The 14,253-nt window shown below is 33.8% G+C and carries 18 protein-coding genes and 1 pseudogene; 10 read left to right on the top strand and 9 right to left on the bottom strand.

All coding sequences use genetic code 11. The features are described 5' to 3' along the window. Positions 1 to 187, top strand: a pseudogene (locus tag AB4Y90_RS15710) (threonine aldolase); the annotation flags it as partial. An 89-nt stretch (positions 188 to 276) separates the two neighbouring features. Here the strand turns inward: AB4Y90_RS15710 and AB4Y90_RS15705 are convergent. The 4 genes from AB4Y90_RS15705 to AB4Y90_RS15690 form a co-directional block, all read right to left on the bottom strand. Next, positions 277 to 780, bottom strand: coding sequence for a hypothetical protein (locus AB4Y90_RS15705; RefSeq protein WP_441558524.1), 504 nt, complete (start codon positions 778 to 780; stop codon positions 277 to 279). Between the two features lie 412 nt (positions 781 to 1,192). Next, positions 1,193 to 1,525 (bottom strand): DMT family transporter, encoded by a 333-nt coding sequence (locus tag AB4Y90_RS15700; RefSeq protein ID WP_441558523.1) that lies wholly within the window; start codon positions 1,523 to 1,525, stop codon positions 1,193 to 1,195. 21 nt (positions 1,526 to 1,546) lie between these two features. Beyond that, positions 1,547 to 2,134 carry a 5'-methylthioadenosine/S-adenosylhomocysteine nucleosidase family protein gene (locus AB4Y90_RS15695; protein ID WP_441558522.1) on the bottom strand — a complete coding sequence of 196 codons (588 nt, stop codon included), beginning with the start codon at positions 2,132 to 2,134 and terminating at the stop codon, positions 1,547 to 1,549. A 14-nt stretch (positions 2,135 to 2,148) separates the two neighbouring features. Beyond that, on the bottom strand, positions 2,149 to 2,835 hold the full coding sequence (locus AB4Y90_RS15690) for a DsbA family oxidoreductase (protein ID WP_441558525.1): 687 nt from the start codon (positions 2,833 to 2,835) through the stop codon (positions 2,149 to 2,151). Between the two features lie 178 nt (positions 2,836 to 3,013). Between AB4Y90_RS15690 and AB4Y90_RS15685 the strand changes: the two genes are divergently transcribed. The 4 genes from AB4Y90_RS15685 (at position 3,014) to AB4Y90_RS15670 (ending at position 6,257) form a co-directional block, all read left to right on the top strand. Beyond that, positions 3,014 to 3,628, top strand: a complete 615-nt coding sequence (locus tag AB4Y90_RS15685; RefSeq protein ID WP_441558521.1) for a M23 family metallopeptidase — start codon at positions 3,014 to 3,016, stop codon at positions 3,626 to 3,628. Between the two features lie 214 nt (positions 3,629 to 3,842). Beyond that, positions 3,843 to 4,193 (top strand): hypothetical protein, encoded by a 351-nt coding sequence (locus tag AB4Y90_RS15680; protein ID WP_441558520.1) that lies wholly within the window; start codon positions 3,843 to 3,845, stop codon positions 4,191 to 4,193. A gap of 12 nt (positions 4,194 to 4,205) precedes the next feature. Next, positions 4,206 to 5,075 (top strand): GLPGLI family protein, encoded by an 870-nt coding sequence (locus tag AB4Y90_RS15675; protein WP_441558519.1) that lies wholly within the window; start codon positions 4,206 to 4,208, stop codon positions 5,073 to 5,075. A gap of 168 nt (positions 5,076 to 5,243) precedes the next feature. Further along, a complete protein-coding gene (locus tag AB4Y90_RS15670) occupies positions 5,244 to 6,257 on the top strand; it encodes an SDR family NAD(P)-dependent oxidoreductase (protein WP_441558518.1) in 1,014 nt (337 codons plus the stop codon). Between the two features lie 122 nt (positions 6,258 to 6,379). Here the strand turns inward: AB4Y90_RS15670 and AB4Y90_RS15665 are convergent, their stop codons facing one another. Then, entirely contained in the window at positions 6,380 to 7,075 is a 696-nt protein-coding gene (locus AB4Y90_RS15665) for a DUF6261 family protein (protein WP_441558517.1), read from the bottom strand. 80 nt (positions 7,076 to 7,155) lie between these two features. Here AB4Y90_RS15665 and AB4Y90_RS15660 point away from each other — a divergent pair, with 80 nt between their 5' ends. The 3 genes from AB4Y90_RS15660 (at position 7,156) to AB4Y90_RS15650 (ending at position 9,021) form a co-directional block, all read left to right on the top strand. Then, positions 7,156 to 7,347 (top strand): hypothetical protein, encoded by a 192-nt coding sequence (locus tag AB4Y90_RS15660; protein ID WP_441558516.1) that lies wholly within the window; start codon positions 7,156 to 7,158, stop codon positions 7,345 to 7,347. A gap of 81 nt (positions 7,348 to 7,428) precedes the next feature. Then, positions 7,429 to 8,394 carry a DUF262 domain-containing protein gene (locus tag AB4Y90_RS15655; RefSeq protein ID WP_441558515.1) on the top strand — a complete coding sequence of 322 codons (966 nt, stop codon included), beginning with the start codon at positions 7,429 to 7,431 and terminating at the stop codon, positions 8,392 to 8,394. 27 nt (positions 8,395 to 8,421) lie between these two features. Beyond that, entirely contained in the window at positions 8,422 to 9,021 is a 600-nt protein-coding gene (locus AB4Y90_RS15650; RefSeq protein WP_441558514.1) for a HEPN domain-containing protein, read from the top strand. A gap of 47 nt (positions 9,022 to 9,068) precedes the next feature. Here the strand turns inward: AB4Y90_RS15650 and AB4Y90_RS15645 are convergent, their stop codons facing one another. Beyond that, a complete protein-coding gene (locus AB4Y90_RS15645; protein ID WP_441558513.1) occupies positions 9,069 to 10,490 on the bottom strand; it encodes a sugar MFS transporter in 1,422 nt (473 codons plus the stop codon). A gap of 110 nt (positions 10,491 to 10,600) precedes the next feature. Here AB4Y90_RS15645 and AB4Y90_RS15640 point away from each other — a divergent pair, with 110 nt between their 5' ends. Next, positions 10,601 to 11,224: an NUDIX hydrolase gene (locus AB4Y90_RS15640; protein WP_441558512.1), complete on the top strand. Its 624-nt coding sequence runs from the start codon at positions 10,601 to 10,603 to the stop codon at positions 11,222 to 11,224. A 91-nt stretch (positions 11,225 to 11,315) separates the two neighbouring features. Here AB4Y90_RS15640 and AB4Y90_RS15635 read toward each other — a convergent pair whose 3' ends face one another. After that, complete coding sequence (locus tag AB4Y90_RS15635; RefSeq protein ID WP_441558511.1) at positions 11,316 to 11,942, bottom strand: CatA-like O-acetyltransferase; 627 nt, start codon at positions 11,940 to 11,942, stop codon at positions 11,316 to 11,318. A 313-nt stretch (positions 11,943 to 12,255) separates the two neighbouring features. Here AB4Y90_RS15635 and AB4Y90_RS15630 point away from each other — a divergent pair, with 313 nt between their 5' ends. Beyond that, positions 12,256 to 12,648, top strand: a complete 393-nt coding sequence (locus tag AB4Y90_RS15630; RefSeq protein WP_441558510.1) for a MauE/DoxX family redox-associated membrane protein — start codon at positions 12,256 to 12,258, stop codon at positions 12,646 to 12,648. A gap of 202 nt (positions 12,649 to 12,850) precedes the next feature. On the opposite strand, the gene AB4Y90_RS15625 is transcribed toward AB4Y90_RS15630, so the two are convergent. Together AB4Y90_RS15625 and AB4Y90_RS15620 are read right to left on the bottom strand one after the other, a co-directional pair. Then, positions 12,851 to 13,675, bottom strand: coding sequence for a tyrosine-protein phosphatase (locus AB4Y90_RS15625; RefSeq protein WP_441558508.1), 825 nt, complete (start codon positions 13,673 to 13,675; stop codon positions 12,851 to 12,853). Between the two features lie 9 nt (positions 13,676 to 13,684). Next, a partial coding sequence (locus AB4Y90_RS15620) for a TonB-dependent receptor domain-containing protein (RefSeq protein WP_441558506.1) occupies positions 13,685 to 14,253 on the bottom strand: 569 nt, incomplete at its 5' end.

Raw genomic sequence — 14,253 nt, 5'->3', positions numbered from 1 at the left:
AACCTATACCAACCAGATTTTCCCGATTTTAGGCAATGATATTATTGAAGTTTTGTCTGAAAAGTTTGAATTTTATATTTGGAAAAAAGTAAACGGAAATTTATCTGCAATCCGTTTAATAACTTCATGGAATACTCAGGATGAGCATGTTGAAGAATTTATTAAAACCTTTAATGGTGAATTATAATAAAATGCTTTCTTAATTTAAGCCACGAATACACGAATATTTTTGTATTTTATATAAATATTCGTGTATTCGTGGCAAAAAAATAAATCTTATTTTAAAGCATTTGCAACGACTTTACAATCAGCAGCTTCCAGTTTTTGTCCGTCTTTGTAAGCAATTTTACTTTCATCTGCATAACGCATTGTTCCGTTATCATCTTTCTGATTTCCAGTTCCTTCAATTAAGGTATTGTCTTTTTGGATGAAGAAAATATCTCGTTTGCTGGTCGTTCCTTCAGAAGCAAATTCGTAAGTCAGCTTTAAGGTATCACCAGATTTAAAACCGGATAATTCACCTTTTGAACTGTCTTTTTCACTGTTTTTATAAGCCATTTTTCCTGAAAATGTTCCCAAATTATCATCAATGCTTACAAAAACGCTGTCTTTGCCGGTAACTCCCAAATAGCAGAAAGTTTTTGCACCTAAAGTATCCATTACGGGTTCATCCGGAGCTTCAACTGAATCTGTGGTTGCTACAGGTTTTACTGTTTCATTTTTTTTATTACAGTTTATCATCAAAACAGATAATGCACCAAGTGCGATATATTTTTTCATAATTTTTTATGTTATGTTAAACTTTATATCTGCTAATTTAAACATAAAAAATTTCTGAAACTAATAGAATATTTTAATAAAATCCTAATCGCTGAGAATCGCTTAAAAATTATTTTCTGGATTGTGATTCATTTCAATTGAAATTTTAGGATAATATTTTAGAATAAATTTTATTTAAAAATAATTATAATTGTGAGATTTTGAAAATTCATAAAATATTTCCGATCAAACTTTGTTGTTAAAAATTGTTCAGTTAAAATAGCAGGAAATTGCTAATACCTTGAGCATAATAATCTGATAATTTATAAGCGAGAACTACTCTTTTTCATAATTTTAAAAAGTCCTATAATTTATATTATGTTAAATTGGAAATTTTTTGCCATTTATAAGATGCTCATTATCAATCCTGTAATTAATGAGACGCCGATTTTGAAAATACATTGATAATTACTACTCCGATAATAATTAAAGCTATTCCTAAAACTGCAGGAAGATCAAGAGTCTGTTTATAAACAAAATATCCCACTAAAGAAATTAAAACAATACCGACAGCCGACCAGATTGCATAAGCAATCCCGATGGGAATTACTTTAATCGCATGAGTCAGCAAATAAAACGATGCCGACATTGCGATAACAAAAATTATAGTTTGCAAAGGTTTTGTAAATCCTTCAGATGCTTTTAAAAAAGACGTTGCCACAGATTCGAAAAGTATGGCAAATGCTAAAAATATGTAGTTTTTCATGCGTGCATTTTGCTTAGTATTTTAAACATCTGTAAATAAAATTTGCTTAAACGCTTCCGAAGCAAGATGCACCTGAACCGACCAATCGTCTGCTGCGTCACTTCCGGCATCATCAGAAATATATTTTAAGCATAAAAACGGAATATTTTCCTGCATTGCGATCAACGCCAAAGAATAAGCTTCCATATCGATAACATTGTATTCGGTGTTAATGTGATTCATCTCAAAACTGTCGCCGGTTCCGCAAATTCCCTCTTTCAGATGATCCATTTTAAGTCCGTTTTCCAAAACTACGGGAATGTTTGAAAGCGGAGTTTCAAATTTTTTAAAGCCTAATCCTCTTACATCCATATCCCGCTGAATAAATTGTGTGCAACAGATCACCTCTCCTTTTTTGAAGCCRTTTCCACCAGCTGAACCGAGATTGACAATCAGTTTTGGCTTTGTTTCATGGATGGCTTTTGTTAACGCAATCGCTGCATTTACTTTACCAATTCCGGTGATTAATTTTCTGGTGTGATCAAATACTTTTCCTGCTTCGTAATCTAAGGCAAAAACAAAAAGCGTTTCAGAAATCGGATATGAAAGTTCTTTATTTAATTGAATCATGAAAATATATTATGTTAAATTGAGCAACCGTCTGCATCACAGGAAAGGTCATTAGAATTATTATCTTTAAAAGGAACAACGGTTTCTTCGTAAGTCTGGGTTAAAGCATTTTTCAAAACTTCTGCAGGTTGTGCGCCCGAAACTCCATATTTACCATTCAAAATAAAAAAAGGAACGCCTGAAATACCATTATTTCTGGCTTCCAAAATATCCTGATTGATCTCATAATCGAATTCTTCAGATTGTAAAGATTTTTTTGCTTCTTCCGCATCAATTCCCAAAGAAACGGCTAAAGAAATAAGCGTTTCAATATCGCCTACATTTTTTCCGTCCAGAAAATGAGCCTTAAACAACTCCTCTTCCATTTCTGAAGATTTATGGTGCTTTTTTGCTAAATGAAGAAGTTTATGAGCGGTAAACGTATTGGTTATCAAAGCTTTTTCAAAATTAAAATCAATTCCTGAAGCTTTTCCCATCTGTATCACCTGATTGGTCATTTGCTTTGCCTGTTCTTCCGGAAAACCTTTTTTCTCTCTAAAATATTCTGCAGTCGTTTTGGTTTCAGATTGCTTTAAAGTTGGGTCAAGCTGGAAGCTCTTCCACTCTACTTTTACTTCATCTTTGAAAGGTAAACTTTCTAAAGCCTGTTCAAAATTTTTCTTCCCGATATAGCAAAACGGACACATCACATCCGACCAGATTTCTTTTTGTAATGCACAGGAAATTCCGAAAGAAAAACTGAGTCAGTATTATCTTGATTATAATATTAAGTATGTAAATGATACATTAAATATAAAGGTTATCAATTCTTTATCATGTCCGTTAAGAGTTGCTTTTGTCTTTCCAATACTGAACGAGCGGAAAATTCTTAAAGATAAATTGCAGGTATTAGTTCCTGAAAATTCTGTTTTTGAAAAAAAGATTTTTATTCCGGGTCTGCTGAGTAATCAAATTAAATATACTTATAATTGGGCTTTTGGTGACGATCGTAAAAAAATTAAAAAAAATAATCTTGCACTCCCCTTTCCTAAAGGTAAAACCTATCATATCATGCAGTCGAATAAAGGAAGTTTCAGCCATGATGATGATTATAATAAATACGCTGTAGATTTTAATATGAAAATTGGCGATACGATAACAAGCGCAGATGACGGTTTTGTAGTGGGTGTAATTAAAGATTACGAATTTGGGAAAGATGATAGAAAATGGACACCTTATGCCAATTACATCACAATTTATCATCCTCACAGCGGATTATTTTCGCAATATGTCCATTTAAAAAAAGACGCAAGCTTTGTAAAAGTAGGTGATGCCGTAAAAAGAAATCAGCCGATTGGTTTGAGCGGAAAAACTGGTTTTGCTTCGGGCGAACATTTGCATTTTAATGTTTTGGTTCCTGAAAAAAACAAGACTTTAAAATCCGTGCCTTTTAGTTTTGAAAATAATATTCCTTCCCAAAGTCTAAAAAAAAATATGAAGGTGACGCACAAATAACCGTTTCTAAATTAACCTGAATTAAGAAAATAAAATTAACTAAAAATGGTAATAAAGTCGCTGATGAAGATTAAGTACAGCAAATTTTTTATAAAATCAGTTTATTAATTGGTCTGTAACATTTTCGTTAAAAGTTTCTTATAAATCATAAATAATATTAAATTTTACACCAAATTGAGAATTATCTGTATTTTCGTTTCATTAAAATTGATACATGAAAAGACTTTATACAATCTCAGGCATTTTTATGCTGCTTCTACTTTCTCAAAACACTTTTGCGCAGGAAAAAAAGACAATCAAAGGTTTTACCTTTAAATCTGATAAATCTAAAAGAAATTTAGAAGAAAAAACAACCACTTACGAAGGAAATGTGATGATGAAAAATGACAATATATCTTTTGAAAATGCAGAAAAAGTAGTTTACGATCCGGAAAACGGAACCTACACGATTTATCATCCAAAAAATTTTAAAATTCTTGCTGCAAAATCAGTTCACAAAACAGGTAAGAGAGAAGATTCTCATGTAATTATCTACAATTATAAAGAAGAAAGCGTTACATTCTAAAAAATCCACATTATGAAAATAAAATTATCTATTCTGTTGTTATTAATGACAGGTCTTTACTTCGCACAATCTAACCAGTTTATTTATGAATATACTTTCAAAATAGATTCCCTGAACCGCAGTAAATCTGAAACTGAAAATATGATATTGCAGACTTCTTCTAAAGGATCTAAATTTTACAGCCAGGTAAGAGCCGTTTATGATTCTACCATGACTGCAGCATTTAAAGATGCACAGGCAACACAGAAGACGCATTTTGATTTTACAAATTTAAAACAGTCTAAAGTAAGTACAGAGGTGATAAAAACCTATCCCGATTATAAAAGAACTTTAAAACGAAGCATAAGCTCAAACCGGCTTTTAATTGATTATGATAAAAAATTAGATTGGAAAATCAGTAAAGAAAAATCGAAGGTTTTAGGCTATGATGTTCAGATGGCAACAACCGTTTTGCACGGTAGAAAATGGAATGTCTGGTTCGCTCCCGATATTCCGATTCAGGATGGTCCGCACGAATTTTGTGGTCTTCCGGGTCTGATCGTAAAAGCTGAAGATTCTAAAGGTGACCATCAATTTACGCTTATTGCAACAAAAAAAGTAACCGTTGATTCTGGTGATTTGCTGAGTAAAAAGAACAGAGAAATTACTGTAAACGAAGAAAAATTCAGGAAACTTTGGGCAGATTACAAAAAAGATCCTGTGAAAGATTTGCGACAAACTTCAGGTTCCTCAAGTATTTCAGCTCCAGTATCCGTTTCAACATCAATTACTTTCGATGGTAAAACATATTCACAAGATGATATGTTAAAGTTAATGGAAAAAGAAAGAAAAGAGGCACTTAATAAAACAAACAATTTTCTCGAACTTGATCTATACAAATAAAACACACAATATTTAAATATTATTTCAAACAGGAAGCATGGGCAATTAAGCCTGTGTTTTTTTGTTTATAATGGCTTGATTTAAAATTAATACCTCAGAAATTCTTATTTGGTGCAAAAATAGATAGGTTTAAGGTAACACTTTATCTCAATCTATAAACATCACAATATGAAATCACAAAACAGTTTAGAAAAAAGAAGCCTTCGTGGCAAAACTGTAGTCGTTACAGGCGGAACAAGCGGCGTTGGAAGAGCTGCCGTTGAAGCCTTTGCTTTTGAAGGCTGTAACATCGTTATTGCTGCGAGAGGTCAGGAAGCATTAGATGAAACTTTAAAAATCTGCAAAGATCTTGGCGTAAATGCTATTGCCGTTTCTACCGATGTTTCCAATGCTGAAGAGGTAGACAACCTTTTGCAGGCTGCCGTAAAAGAATTTGGAAGAATCGATATCTGGGTAAACAATGCCGGAGTGATGGCAAGCGGAAAATTTGAAGAAATCCCGATGGAACTTCACGAGCAGGTCGTAAAAACCAATCTTTTCGGATATATGCACGGCGCTTATTCGGTTTTACCGCTTTTCAAAGAACAAAATGAGGGAATTTTAATTAATAATGTTTCGATTGGTGGATTTATGCCCGCTCCGTACAGCGCTGTTTATTCGGCAACAAAATTCGGGATCCGCGGAATGATGGAATGTCTTCATGGTGAAATTTCAGATTATCCCGATATTCATATTGCTAATCTTTATCCGCAAATTCAGAGATCTACAGGAAATATGCATTCTGCAAAATATTCAGGATTAGATTTTAAAATTCCGCCATTTGCATCAGATCCGAGAGAGACGGCAGAAAAAATTGTACAGCTTGCAAAAGAACCGCAAAAAGATTTATTTCCTGATTTTAAATCTCGTGCATTGGTCAATATCTATGAAATGTTTCCGAAAGTGATCATCAATACTGCTTCTGCAGGAATGCGATTAATGATGAAACTAAAAAATGGTGAACCGACTTCAGGAAATGTTTTAAAACCATCGCCCGAACCACACCGAATCTACGGCGAAACCAGCCTTCCCGTTCCCGGAAAGAAAACAAAAATCGCTTTGGTTGCAGGATTAGGTTTAGGAATTGCTTTTATGCTTCTAAAATCAAGAAAATCGCATCAGGATGTTTATCTTGATGATTAAATTTAAAATGATAAAAGTAAAAAACGAGAATCTGTGTAAGGTTCTCGTTTTTGTTTTGTTTAACCACCCCGTCTTAATTTTCTCTGAAAATTAATCCACCCCTCCAAAGGAGAGGAATTTTGTTAGCTGTTGTTTTCGGGATTGTTTTGGGTGGAATTTTTCGCGGCTTTTACCAGCTCATTTATATCGGCGTATAAAAGTTCCCAGTCCAGTACGTCTTTCATGGCAGTGATAAGGCTTAAGAGCGATTTTAATGTTTTCTCCAGATCTCTGCGGATTGTCGTTGCACTCTTCATCAGTCGGAGATTGGCATTGGCTCCTGCCTGTTCGGCAAATAACATTTCGAAAGTATTGTGTTTAGACTTCATATCATTAAAAGCGGTTGCAAGAGAAAGTGCATTAAGCTTTTGAATATTCTCAGGTTTTTCAAGATCTTCGATGAGCTTTTTCATCTGAGCGGTTTGCTTTGAATAACTTTCCCGATCCATATCTATCCCGTAAAGTCTGAATATCTGATAAAGATCTTCAGCGAACTGATAATTGGATAAGGTGGTCATTTTACGGTAACCATTCAGAAAGTTTTTCAGGACTCTGAAAGCATTGTCTCGCTCTGAATCTGACTGGGCAACGCCTACTCCTTTGCCACTGTAGATTTGTTTGGCGTAAACCTCATCGTAATCTGCATACTTTGTTTTGAATTCTGTAAGCAAAGGATGATGGGTGATGACAGGGAAATTTCCTGATTCTGAAGAATTGATCAATCTCTGGGAAAGAGTAGCCAGATCTTTGGTACTCAGTTTTGATAATGTAATTTTCATACGAATTGTGTTTTAATTGTTAATAATATAATTATTACAGGTTATAAATGTAAATAAAATATTGTTTTGTTCCAAACATTTTGTGGGAAACAAAACAACTTTGTGTTTGGTCTCCAACAGATTGCGGGAAACTTCCGTCAATTGTGTTTTGTTTCCAACAGTTTGTGGGAAACAAAAGTAAAAGTTGTTTGGTTACCAACGGTTTGTTTGTGACTTACGGAGGAGTTGTGTGGTTTGAAACGGATATTTTTGAATGGTTGAATTTTCCGTAGAAGTACGGTGAAAATAGAATAATTATTTTTTTATCAGTTATATGGGGAACAGATTGGACAACAGAAACTATATCAAACCAATTGAATCGAAAAAATATTGATTTATTTCCAAAATTTCAGAGGAGGGATGCTTGGTCAATTACTGCAAAAAGTAAATTCATTGAGTCCTTAATTTTGGGATTACCTATTCCTCAAATAATTTTAGCAGAAAAAAAAGATGATAAAGGAAAATACATAGTAATCGATGGAAAACAACGGCTGTTGACAATCAAGCAATTTTTCTCGAGAGATAATGAAGAATTTACTCCCTTACAACTGAAAGGATTAGATATTCTAAGCAGTCTTAATCGTAAAAAATATAGTGATATTGAAAATAGTCCTGAGTTAAATCAGATAGCTAATCAATTGCAAAATCAAACAATTAGAACTACCGTAATAAAGAATTGGCCAAACGAAGACTTTCTCTTTACAGTTTTTTTAAGATTAAATACAGGAAGTATAAAATTAAGTCCTCAAGAATTAAGACAAGCTCTTCATCCTGGTCCTTTTATAGATTTTTCAGATGATTTTTCAATTGATAGCGATTCTATCAAGAAGGCTCTTGGCATTGTTCGTCCTGATTATCGAATGAGAGATGTTGAGTTAGTTATAAGATTTTTTACATTTAAGTATTTCATTATAAATTACGAAGGAAATTTAAAAAAAGCATTTGACAATACAGTCAAAATGTTAAATGATAATTGGCTTAATATGGAAGATGATATTAGAAATAATGCACAAAATTTAAATCGGGCTATTGATTTAACATTTGATATTTTTGGTGAAAAAGAGGCTTTTAGTAAATGGTCTAATAATAAATTTCAAAATAACTTTAATAGAGCTATTTTTGACATAATGACATATTATTTTAGTAGTGAAGCAATTTATAATAACGCTTTAAATAAAGGAATAGAAATTAAAGAAGCATTTAAAAACTTATGTGAAGAAGATCGGGGTTTTGTAGGATCTTTTGAGCATACAACGAAAAGTCTTGCAAATACAAAGTAAATAGATTCACCATAGTTCCTTATACACATGGCTAAATCAAGAAAATTAAAACAACTAGAAACTAGAATTGGATTTCTGGAAAGAGAAATTTTACCAGCTGCAAGAACGGACGGTAATTATACAAAAAAGGAAAAAGATTTAATTAAAAGTTTTATTCTTCTATGTCATGCCGAAATTGAATTTTTCATAGAAGATATTGCAAAAGAAAAGATTCAGGTATCACTTCGCAATTGGAATTCAACAAGAAATAAAAGTAATTGTTTAAAAAGTGTCTTAGCTTTTATAGGAAATGAAATTAATTTTGATAATGATAGTAATGGAAAAATATTAACACACAGGATGAATAGAATTGTAGCCCATTATTTTAGCTCTGTAATTGATAAGAATCACGGAATTAAAGAAGCTAATATACTGAAAGTCTTATTACCTTTAGGAATTGAACTACATGAAATTGATGTAACATGGCTTAGTACAATGAATTCTTTTGGTGCTACACGTGGACTTTTTGCTCACTCGTCAAATAGAGTTCATTCTGCAATTGACAGAAATACAGTTTTAAATCAAATTAAAACACAAATATTACCTGAGTTGGAGGTGATAGATAGTTTGGTGAAAAAATTAAAATAAAAAAAACCTGCTCAACAGCAGGTTTTTCCATATATAAATTAAAAATCTTAATGTCCAGATTTCGCATCAGCATCCTGCTTCACATGACCCAAATATTTACTACAATACGCACCAAAAATTAAGATCGCTACATAACAAAATACAGGAATAATAAACGATTTCTGTACCCCGAAAATATCTGCCAAATACCCCTGGAAAATAGGAACAATTGCACCGCCCAAAATTGCCATTACCACCAATGACGAACCCTGACTTGTGTATTTTCCTAATCCTGAAATGGCAAGTGTATAAATATTAGAGAACATGATCGAGTTGAAAATTCCGATTCCTAAAATGCTGTACATTGCCAGTTCGCCATGATTCACCATTGCAGAAATCAATAACAATACGTTGATGGTTGCAAAGATAGATAGCGTTCTTGCCGGAGCAGATTTTCCTACGAAGAAAGCAACGAAATTCAAAGCAATAAACACCAGGAAGAATGAGATCTGTGAGAACGTAAGATCAACAATACTGAAAATCACAAGGAATACAGCGATTGCCGCTCCCAACATATAAACTGCTTTTTTGGTCTGGCTGATTGCCTGATTCAGGGAGATTGCTCCCAAAAATCTTCCGATCATCGCACCTCCCCAATACAGAGAAAGATAGTTTTTACTTACCACTTCATTCAGGTTCATTATTTGTGGCTGCTCAAGGAAACTGATGATAAAGCTTCCTACCGCAACTTCACCGCCAACGTAGCAAAACATGGCAAAAACCCCGAACAAAAGATGCGGATACTGAAGTGCTCCCAAACCTTTTACGGCTTCCTCTTCTTCACTCTGGAACGATGGTAATTTCACTCTTGAAATCAATAAAGCAACCAATAATAAAATTCCGGCAAAGATTAAATACGGAATTCGTGTTGCTACCGCAGAGAACGATCCGTCTGCTGCAGAGAAAAACTCAAAAATTAAATGTCCGCCCAAAACTGGAGCGATCGTTGTTCCGAATGCATTGAAAGCCTGAGTCATATTCAATCGGCTTGAAGCAGATTCTGCCGAACCCAAAAGTGATACGTAAGCATTTGCTGTAATCTGAAGAACGGTAAATCCTAATCCGAGAACGAATAAAGCGCCCAGGAATAATCCGTACGAAGAAAAAGTTGCCGCCGGATAAAACAGAATACATCCGAAAGCTGCAAGGAAAATTCCGAAAAGAATTCCTTTCTTATACCCTACTTTGTTGATCGGGTCTTCGCTGATCATTGAGATCAGAAAGTAAATCAGCGAACCGATAAAATAAGCTCCGAAGAAACAGAACTGCACCAGCATCGATTCGAAGAACGTAAGATTGAAAAGCTGTTTAAGGTAAGGAATGAGGATATCATTCATACACGTAATGAATCCCCACATAAAAAATAAAAGTGTAATGGTAATCAGCGGAACGGTATAATTCCTTTGCGATTTTACTTCATTATTGATCATATACATTATAATTAAGAAGCTAAGATAATCTCTTTTGATGATAATATCTTAATCTGAGACAATAATTTTACCTTTGATGTTCAATTTTAAAGTAGGTTCTCCTTCTTCAGATGACGTATCGTAAGCAATGGCTCTTGCCGGGTGGTTACGTAAAAAAAGAAGAGGATCTGGATGATGCAGCTAAAAGGGTTTTAAAAGAAAGAGCCGGAGTTTCTGATGTGTATCTGGAAGAGTTTGCGGTTTTCGGTAAAAATAAAAGAAGCGAATTTTATTTTGAAGATTTCGATGATTCTTTGTGGCAAAAACAACGTTTTGTTTCGATAGGATATTACGCTTTGTACAATCCGGATAATGCGGTTCTTGTGGCTGATGAACTTAGTGAAAAATGCGAATGGATCTCTCTGAGCCAATTAAACGAAATAGAACTGGCAATGGATCATCGCGAAATTATAGAAAAAGCTTTGTTAACTTTGCGTGAAAGAATTACTTATAAACCAATTGGTTATAATTTATTGCCTGAAAAATTTACCCTTTCAGAATTGCAGAAATTATACGAAACCATCTTGGGAAAAGAGCTTAACCGCGGAAATTTTTACAGGAAAATAAAAAATCTTGAGATTCTCAGAAAGCTAAACGAGCAGCGTCGCGGAGGAGCGCATAAATCTCCGGACCTCTACTCTTTTGACGAAGAAAACTATAAAAAAGCCTTAGAAAACGGACTTAACAATTGGTAATAAAAAAATCCTGATCTACTCAGGATTTTCTTTTTGTAAAAAGATTTAATACTTTGAATCATTCCATCAACCATCAACCAACAACTGTCAACTAAAAACTCAATTGCCTCTCAAATTCTTCTACATATTTTGCCAAATGAATTCCGTCTGCTAATCCATGATGCGCTTCAATAGAAACCGGTAAGAATTTTTTACCATCACGAACGCTGAATTTTCCAAAAGTAATCTTCGGAATGCATTCTTTAGGATCAAAATTGGTCGGATGAAGCAAAGCCGTGAAAGAATTCCAGGGAATAGTTGTATGTCTGATGTGATTGATCGGTAAAACATCGTTGCTTATTCCTAAACCTGTAGAATTTTGCACCGATTTTATTTCTTTCTGAAGTCCTTTGTTAAAAGTTTCAAAATCTTCGGAATAATGAAAAAAAGAAAATCCAAAAGTTCCGTCGGCTCTTCCGATCGTACTTCCGCCATGTACCTCATCAAATAAAATAATCTGATTGCCTACAATTCTCAGTTTTAATTCGTCTACAGAATTTACGGCAACCATCGATTTATGAAGGTAGTAAGCAAAAAAAGAAATGCTTTTTTCTTTTGCAGTTTCGTAAGCTTTTGTACATTCTACTTCTGTGGTAAATCCAAAATAAGGACTTTTCATTTTAGAGAAAAATTCAAAATGCTCCTTTCTGTTCCAGCTTTCAATATCTATAACCTTCATTGATTTATTTTTTGCAAATTTCAGGAAGTTTTGTCAATTGAAAAAGGCTAATCAAAGAATTAAATTTATAAAACGTCTGTATATTTGTATACTCGTTGTTCATTATGAAAAGTTTTGATATTAGATTCGTCAATTCGAATGTTTTTTCGTAACAAAGTGGGGAGAAATGTATCGAGAATAGAATTTGTCTCCAAAACTACAAACTTCTCGATACAATTTTTTTCAAAAATCTACTCGAAGTGACGAAAATAAAAACGGGTATTTGTATGTAGTTTGCATCAGATTTATTTTCAGCAATTTATAAAATATTTTTATGAAAGATTTTAAAACGGTATTTTTCTTTTTGCGGCTTCCTGTCGCTGTTTCACTTTTGGGGCATGGTCTGGTAAGGCTTCCTAAACTTCAGGCATTCACCGGATGGATGGTGAAAACTATGGAAAAATCTGTAATTCCTGAAGCTTTAATTATTCCTTTCGGGTATATTTTACCTTTTTTGGAAGCTATGATCGGGCTTTGCTTATTAATCAATTTTAAAACAAAGTATACTCTTTTCTCAGCATTGGGTTTGATGAGTATTTTAATTTTCGGAAGCTGCTCTATCGAAAACTGGTCGGCTATAGAATCGCAGCTCTTGCATTCTTTTTACCTGTTCGGTTTGTTTGTGTTTTATGAGAAATACAGAACGGAAACAACGGAGTATAAATAATTATTGCAATTTTTAATGCAAGATTAYTGATTATGCTTGAAAAATTAGATTACATAATAGAACAAATAAGCCGCACGAAAATTCGATACGGCTTATTCTATTTAAATCTAACTAAAATTTTTTAAGTGAAAGATGAATTGTCAATTTTTTTAATTATTACTTAAAATTCACCATTGACTTGCGAAGCAAAATTTACCATTCACTACCTTAAATATTTCTGCTTTAAAACCACAATTTCTCTTGGTCCTATTCCCATTTCAACCTGAAAGAAATTTTCTACGCTTCCGTATTTTTTGTTGATGGCTGCAAAGAAATTTCGAATCAGTTCCGGTCTCAGTTCCATTTGCGCTTTGATCTCAGCTTCGCTCATTCCTGCCATTTTTGAAAGTCCGGAATACATATTTTTCATGGTCGGATTTTTTGCCAGATAAAAGTTGGAAGCCACATAATCACTCTCAATCACATCCTGCGGAACTCCTAATATTTTCAAAAATAAAGCCGATGCCATTCCGGTTCTGTCACGTCCTCCTGTACAGTGAAACAGAAGTGATTCATCTGGTTTTAAAGCCAATAACTGAACGAATAATGATCTGTATCTTTCTCCGAAATACGGCAATCCGCCTTCTCCGTACATATCAAACAGGAAGTTTTTGTCCTTCAAAAATTTCACCATATCCTGAGCTGTCGGAAGATTATTGCTTCCTGCGGGACAAAGCAGATAATTTGTATTTTCAGGAAGTATGTCCGGAGCTTTTTTCGCCTCTTCAATTCCTCTGAAATCTACGACAGTTGTTATTTTTTTATTCTTAAAAGTTTTTAAATCCTTGTCAGATAGTTTATCGATCGCATCGCTTCGGAAAACCCTTCCGAGTGCAACTTCTTTTCCGTCTGTTGTTTTATAACCTCCCGTATCCCTGAAATTGTATGCTCCTTCCATTTTTACGACACGCTTCAAACTGTCTGTAATCTGTGCATTTGCTGTTGCTCCGAAAGCAACGATTGCCATTGTTAATGCTAATTTTTTCATATATAAATTTTAAAATATTTGCCAGCGGATTCCCATTTGTCCTCTGCTTCCGTACCATTCGTTTGATGTAATTCTTTTTTTATTGTCACCCATATAAAGTCTTAAGCTTTCGTTGTTTAAATTGTTCAGCTCAATAAAAACTTTAACCTTTTTAGTTATATCATAACTCGCGGAGAAATCGATGGTGAAGTTTTTATCTGACCAGATATAATAATCGGGTCCCAGTTTTTGGTTGATGGTTTCTACCGATTTTCCTCTGTAATTTCCAGCCAGACGAACCATTAGTTTGTTGCTTTCATAATATAAAATAGCGTTGAATAAGTTTTTAGACTGATTCGGCAAAGAAGTTTTATCAAATACACCTTCACTTCTCGGAACTTCAACCTTAGAATCGATGAATGTATAATTGAATTCTACTCCGAAACCATTCCAGAAACCGGGTAAAAAGTCAAGACGTTTATTAATTCCCGCTTCAAACCCTAATAATTTTGAATCCTGAAGGTTTTTTGTTTGTGTTACCGTGTAATTTGTTCCGTCAATATTCATCACAGAAGTATCTGAGAAAACAATGTCTGAGA

This window comes from Chryseobacterium sp. 2TAF14 (assembly GCF_052115105.1).
Taxonomy (GTDB): Bacteria; Bacteroidota; Bacteroidia; order Flavobacteriales; family Weeksellaceae; genus Chryseobacterium.
Note: the sequence above shows the minus strand (reverse complement) of the source record. Positions and strands in the feature narration are given on the sequence as shown.

Excerpts from the sequence above, each read along its gene's own strand:
- AB4Y90_RS15640 (WP_441558512.1), top strand. The coding sequence starts at position 10,601 with ATGACGTATCGTAAGCAATGGCTCTTGCCGGGTGGTTACGTAAAAAAA.
- AB4Y90_RS15650 (WP_441558514.1), top strand. The coding sequence starts at position 8,422 with ATGGCTAAATCAAGAAAATTAAAACAACTAGAAACTAGAATTGGATTT.
- AB4Y90_RS15635 (WP_441558511.1), bottom strand. The coding sequence starts at position 11,942 with ATGAAGGTTATAGATATTGAAAGCTGGAACAGAAAGGAGCATTTTGAA.
- AB4Y90_RS15670 (WP_441558518.1), top strand. The coding sequence starts at position 5,244 with ATGAAATCACAAAACAGTTTAGAAAAAAGAAGCCTTCGTGGCAAAACT.
- AB4Y90_RS15700 (WP_441558523.1), bottom strand. The coding sequence starts at position 1,525 with ATGAAAAACTACATATTTTTAGCATTTGCCATACTTTTCGAATCTGTG.
- AB4Y90_RS15625 (WP_441558508.1), bottom strand. The coding sequence starts at position 13,675 with ATGAAAAAATTAGCATTAACAATGGCAATCGTTGCTTTCGGAGCAACA.
- AB4Y90_RS15630 (WP_441558510.1), top strand. The coding sequence starts at position 12,256 with ATGAAAGATTTTAAAACGGTATTTTTCTTTTTGCGGCTTCCTGTCGCT.
- AB4Y90_RS15645 (WP_441558513.1), bottom strand. The coding sequence starts at position 10,490 with ATGATCAATAATGAAGTAAAATCGCAAAGGAATTATACCGTTCCGCTG.
- AB4Y90_RS15680 (WP_441558520.1), top strand. The coding sequence starts at position 3,843 with ATGAAAAGACTTTATACAATCTCAGGCATTTTTATGCTGCTTCTACTT.
- AB4Y90_RS15675 (WP_441558519.1), top strand. The coding sequence starts at position 4,206 with ATGAAAATAAAATTATCTATTCTGTTGTTATTAATGACAGGTCTTTAC.
- AB4Y90_RS15705 (WP_441558524.1), bottom strand. The coding sequence starts at position 780 with ATGAAAAAATATATCGCACTTGGTGCATTATCTGTTTTGATGATAAAC.
- AB4Y90_RS15665 (WP_441558517.1), bottom strand. The coding sequence starts at position 7,075 with ATGAAAATTACATTATCAAAACTGAGTACCAAAGATCTGGCTACTCTT.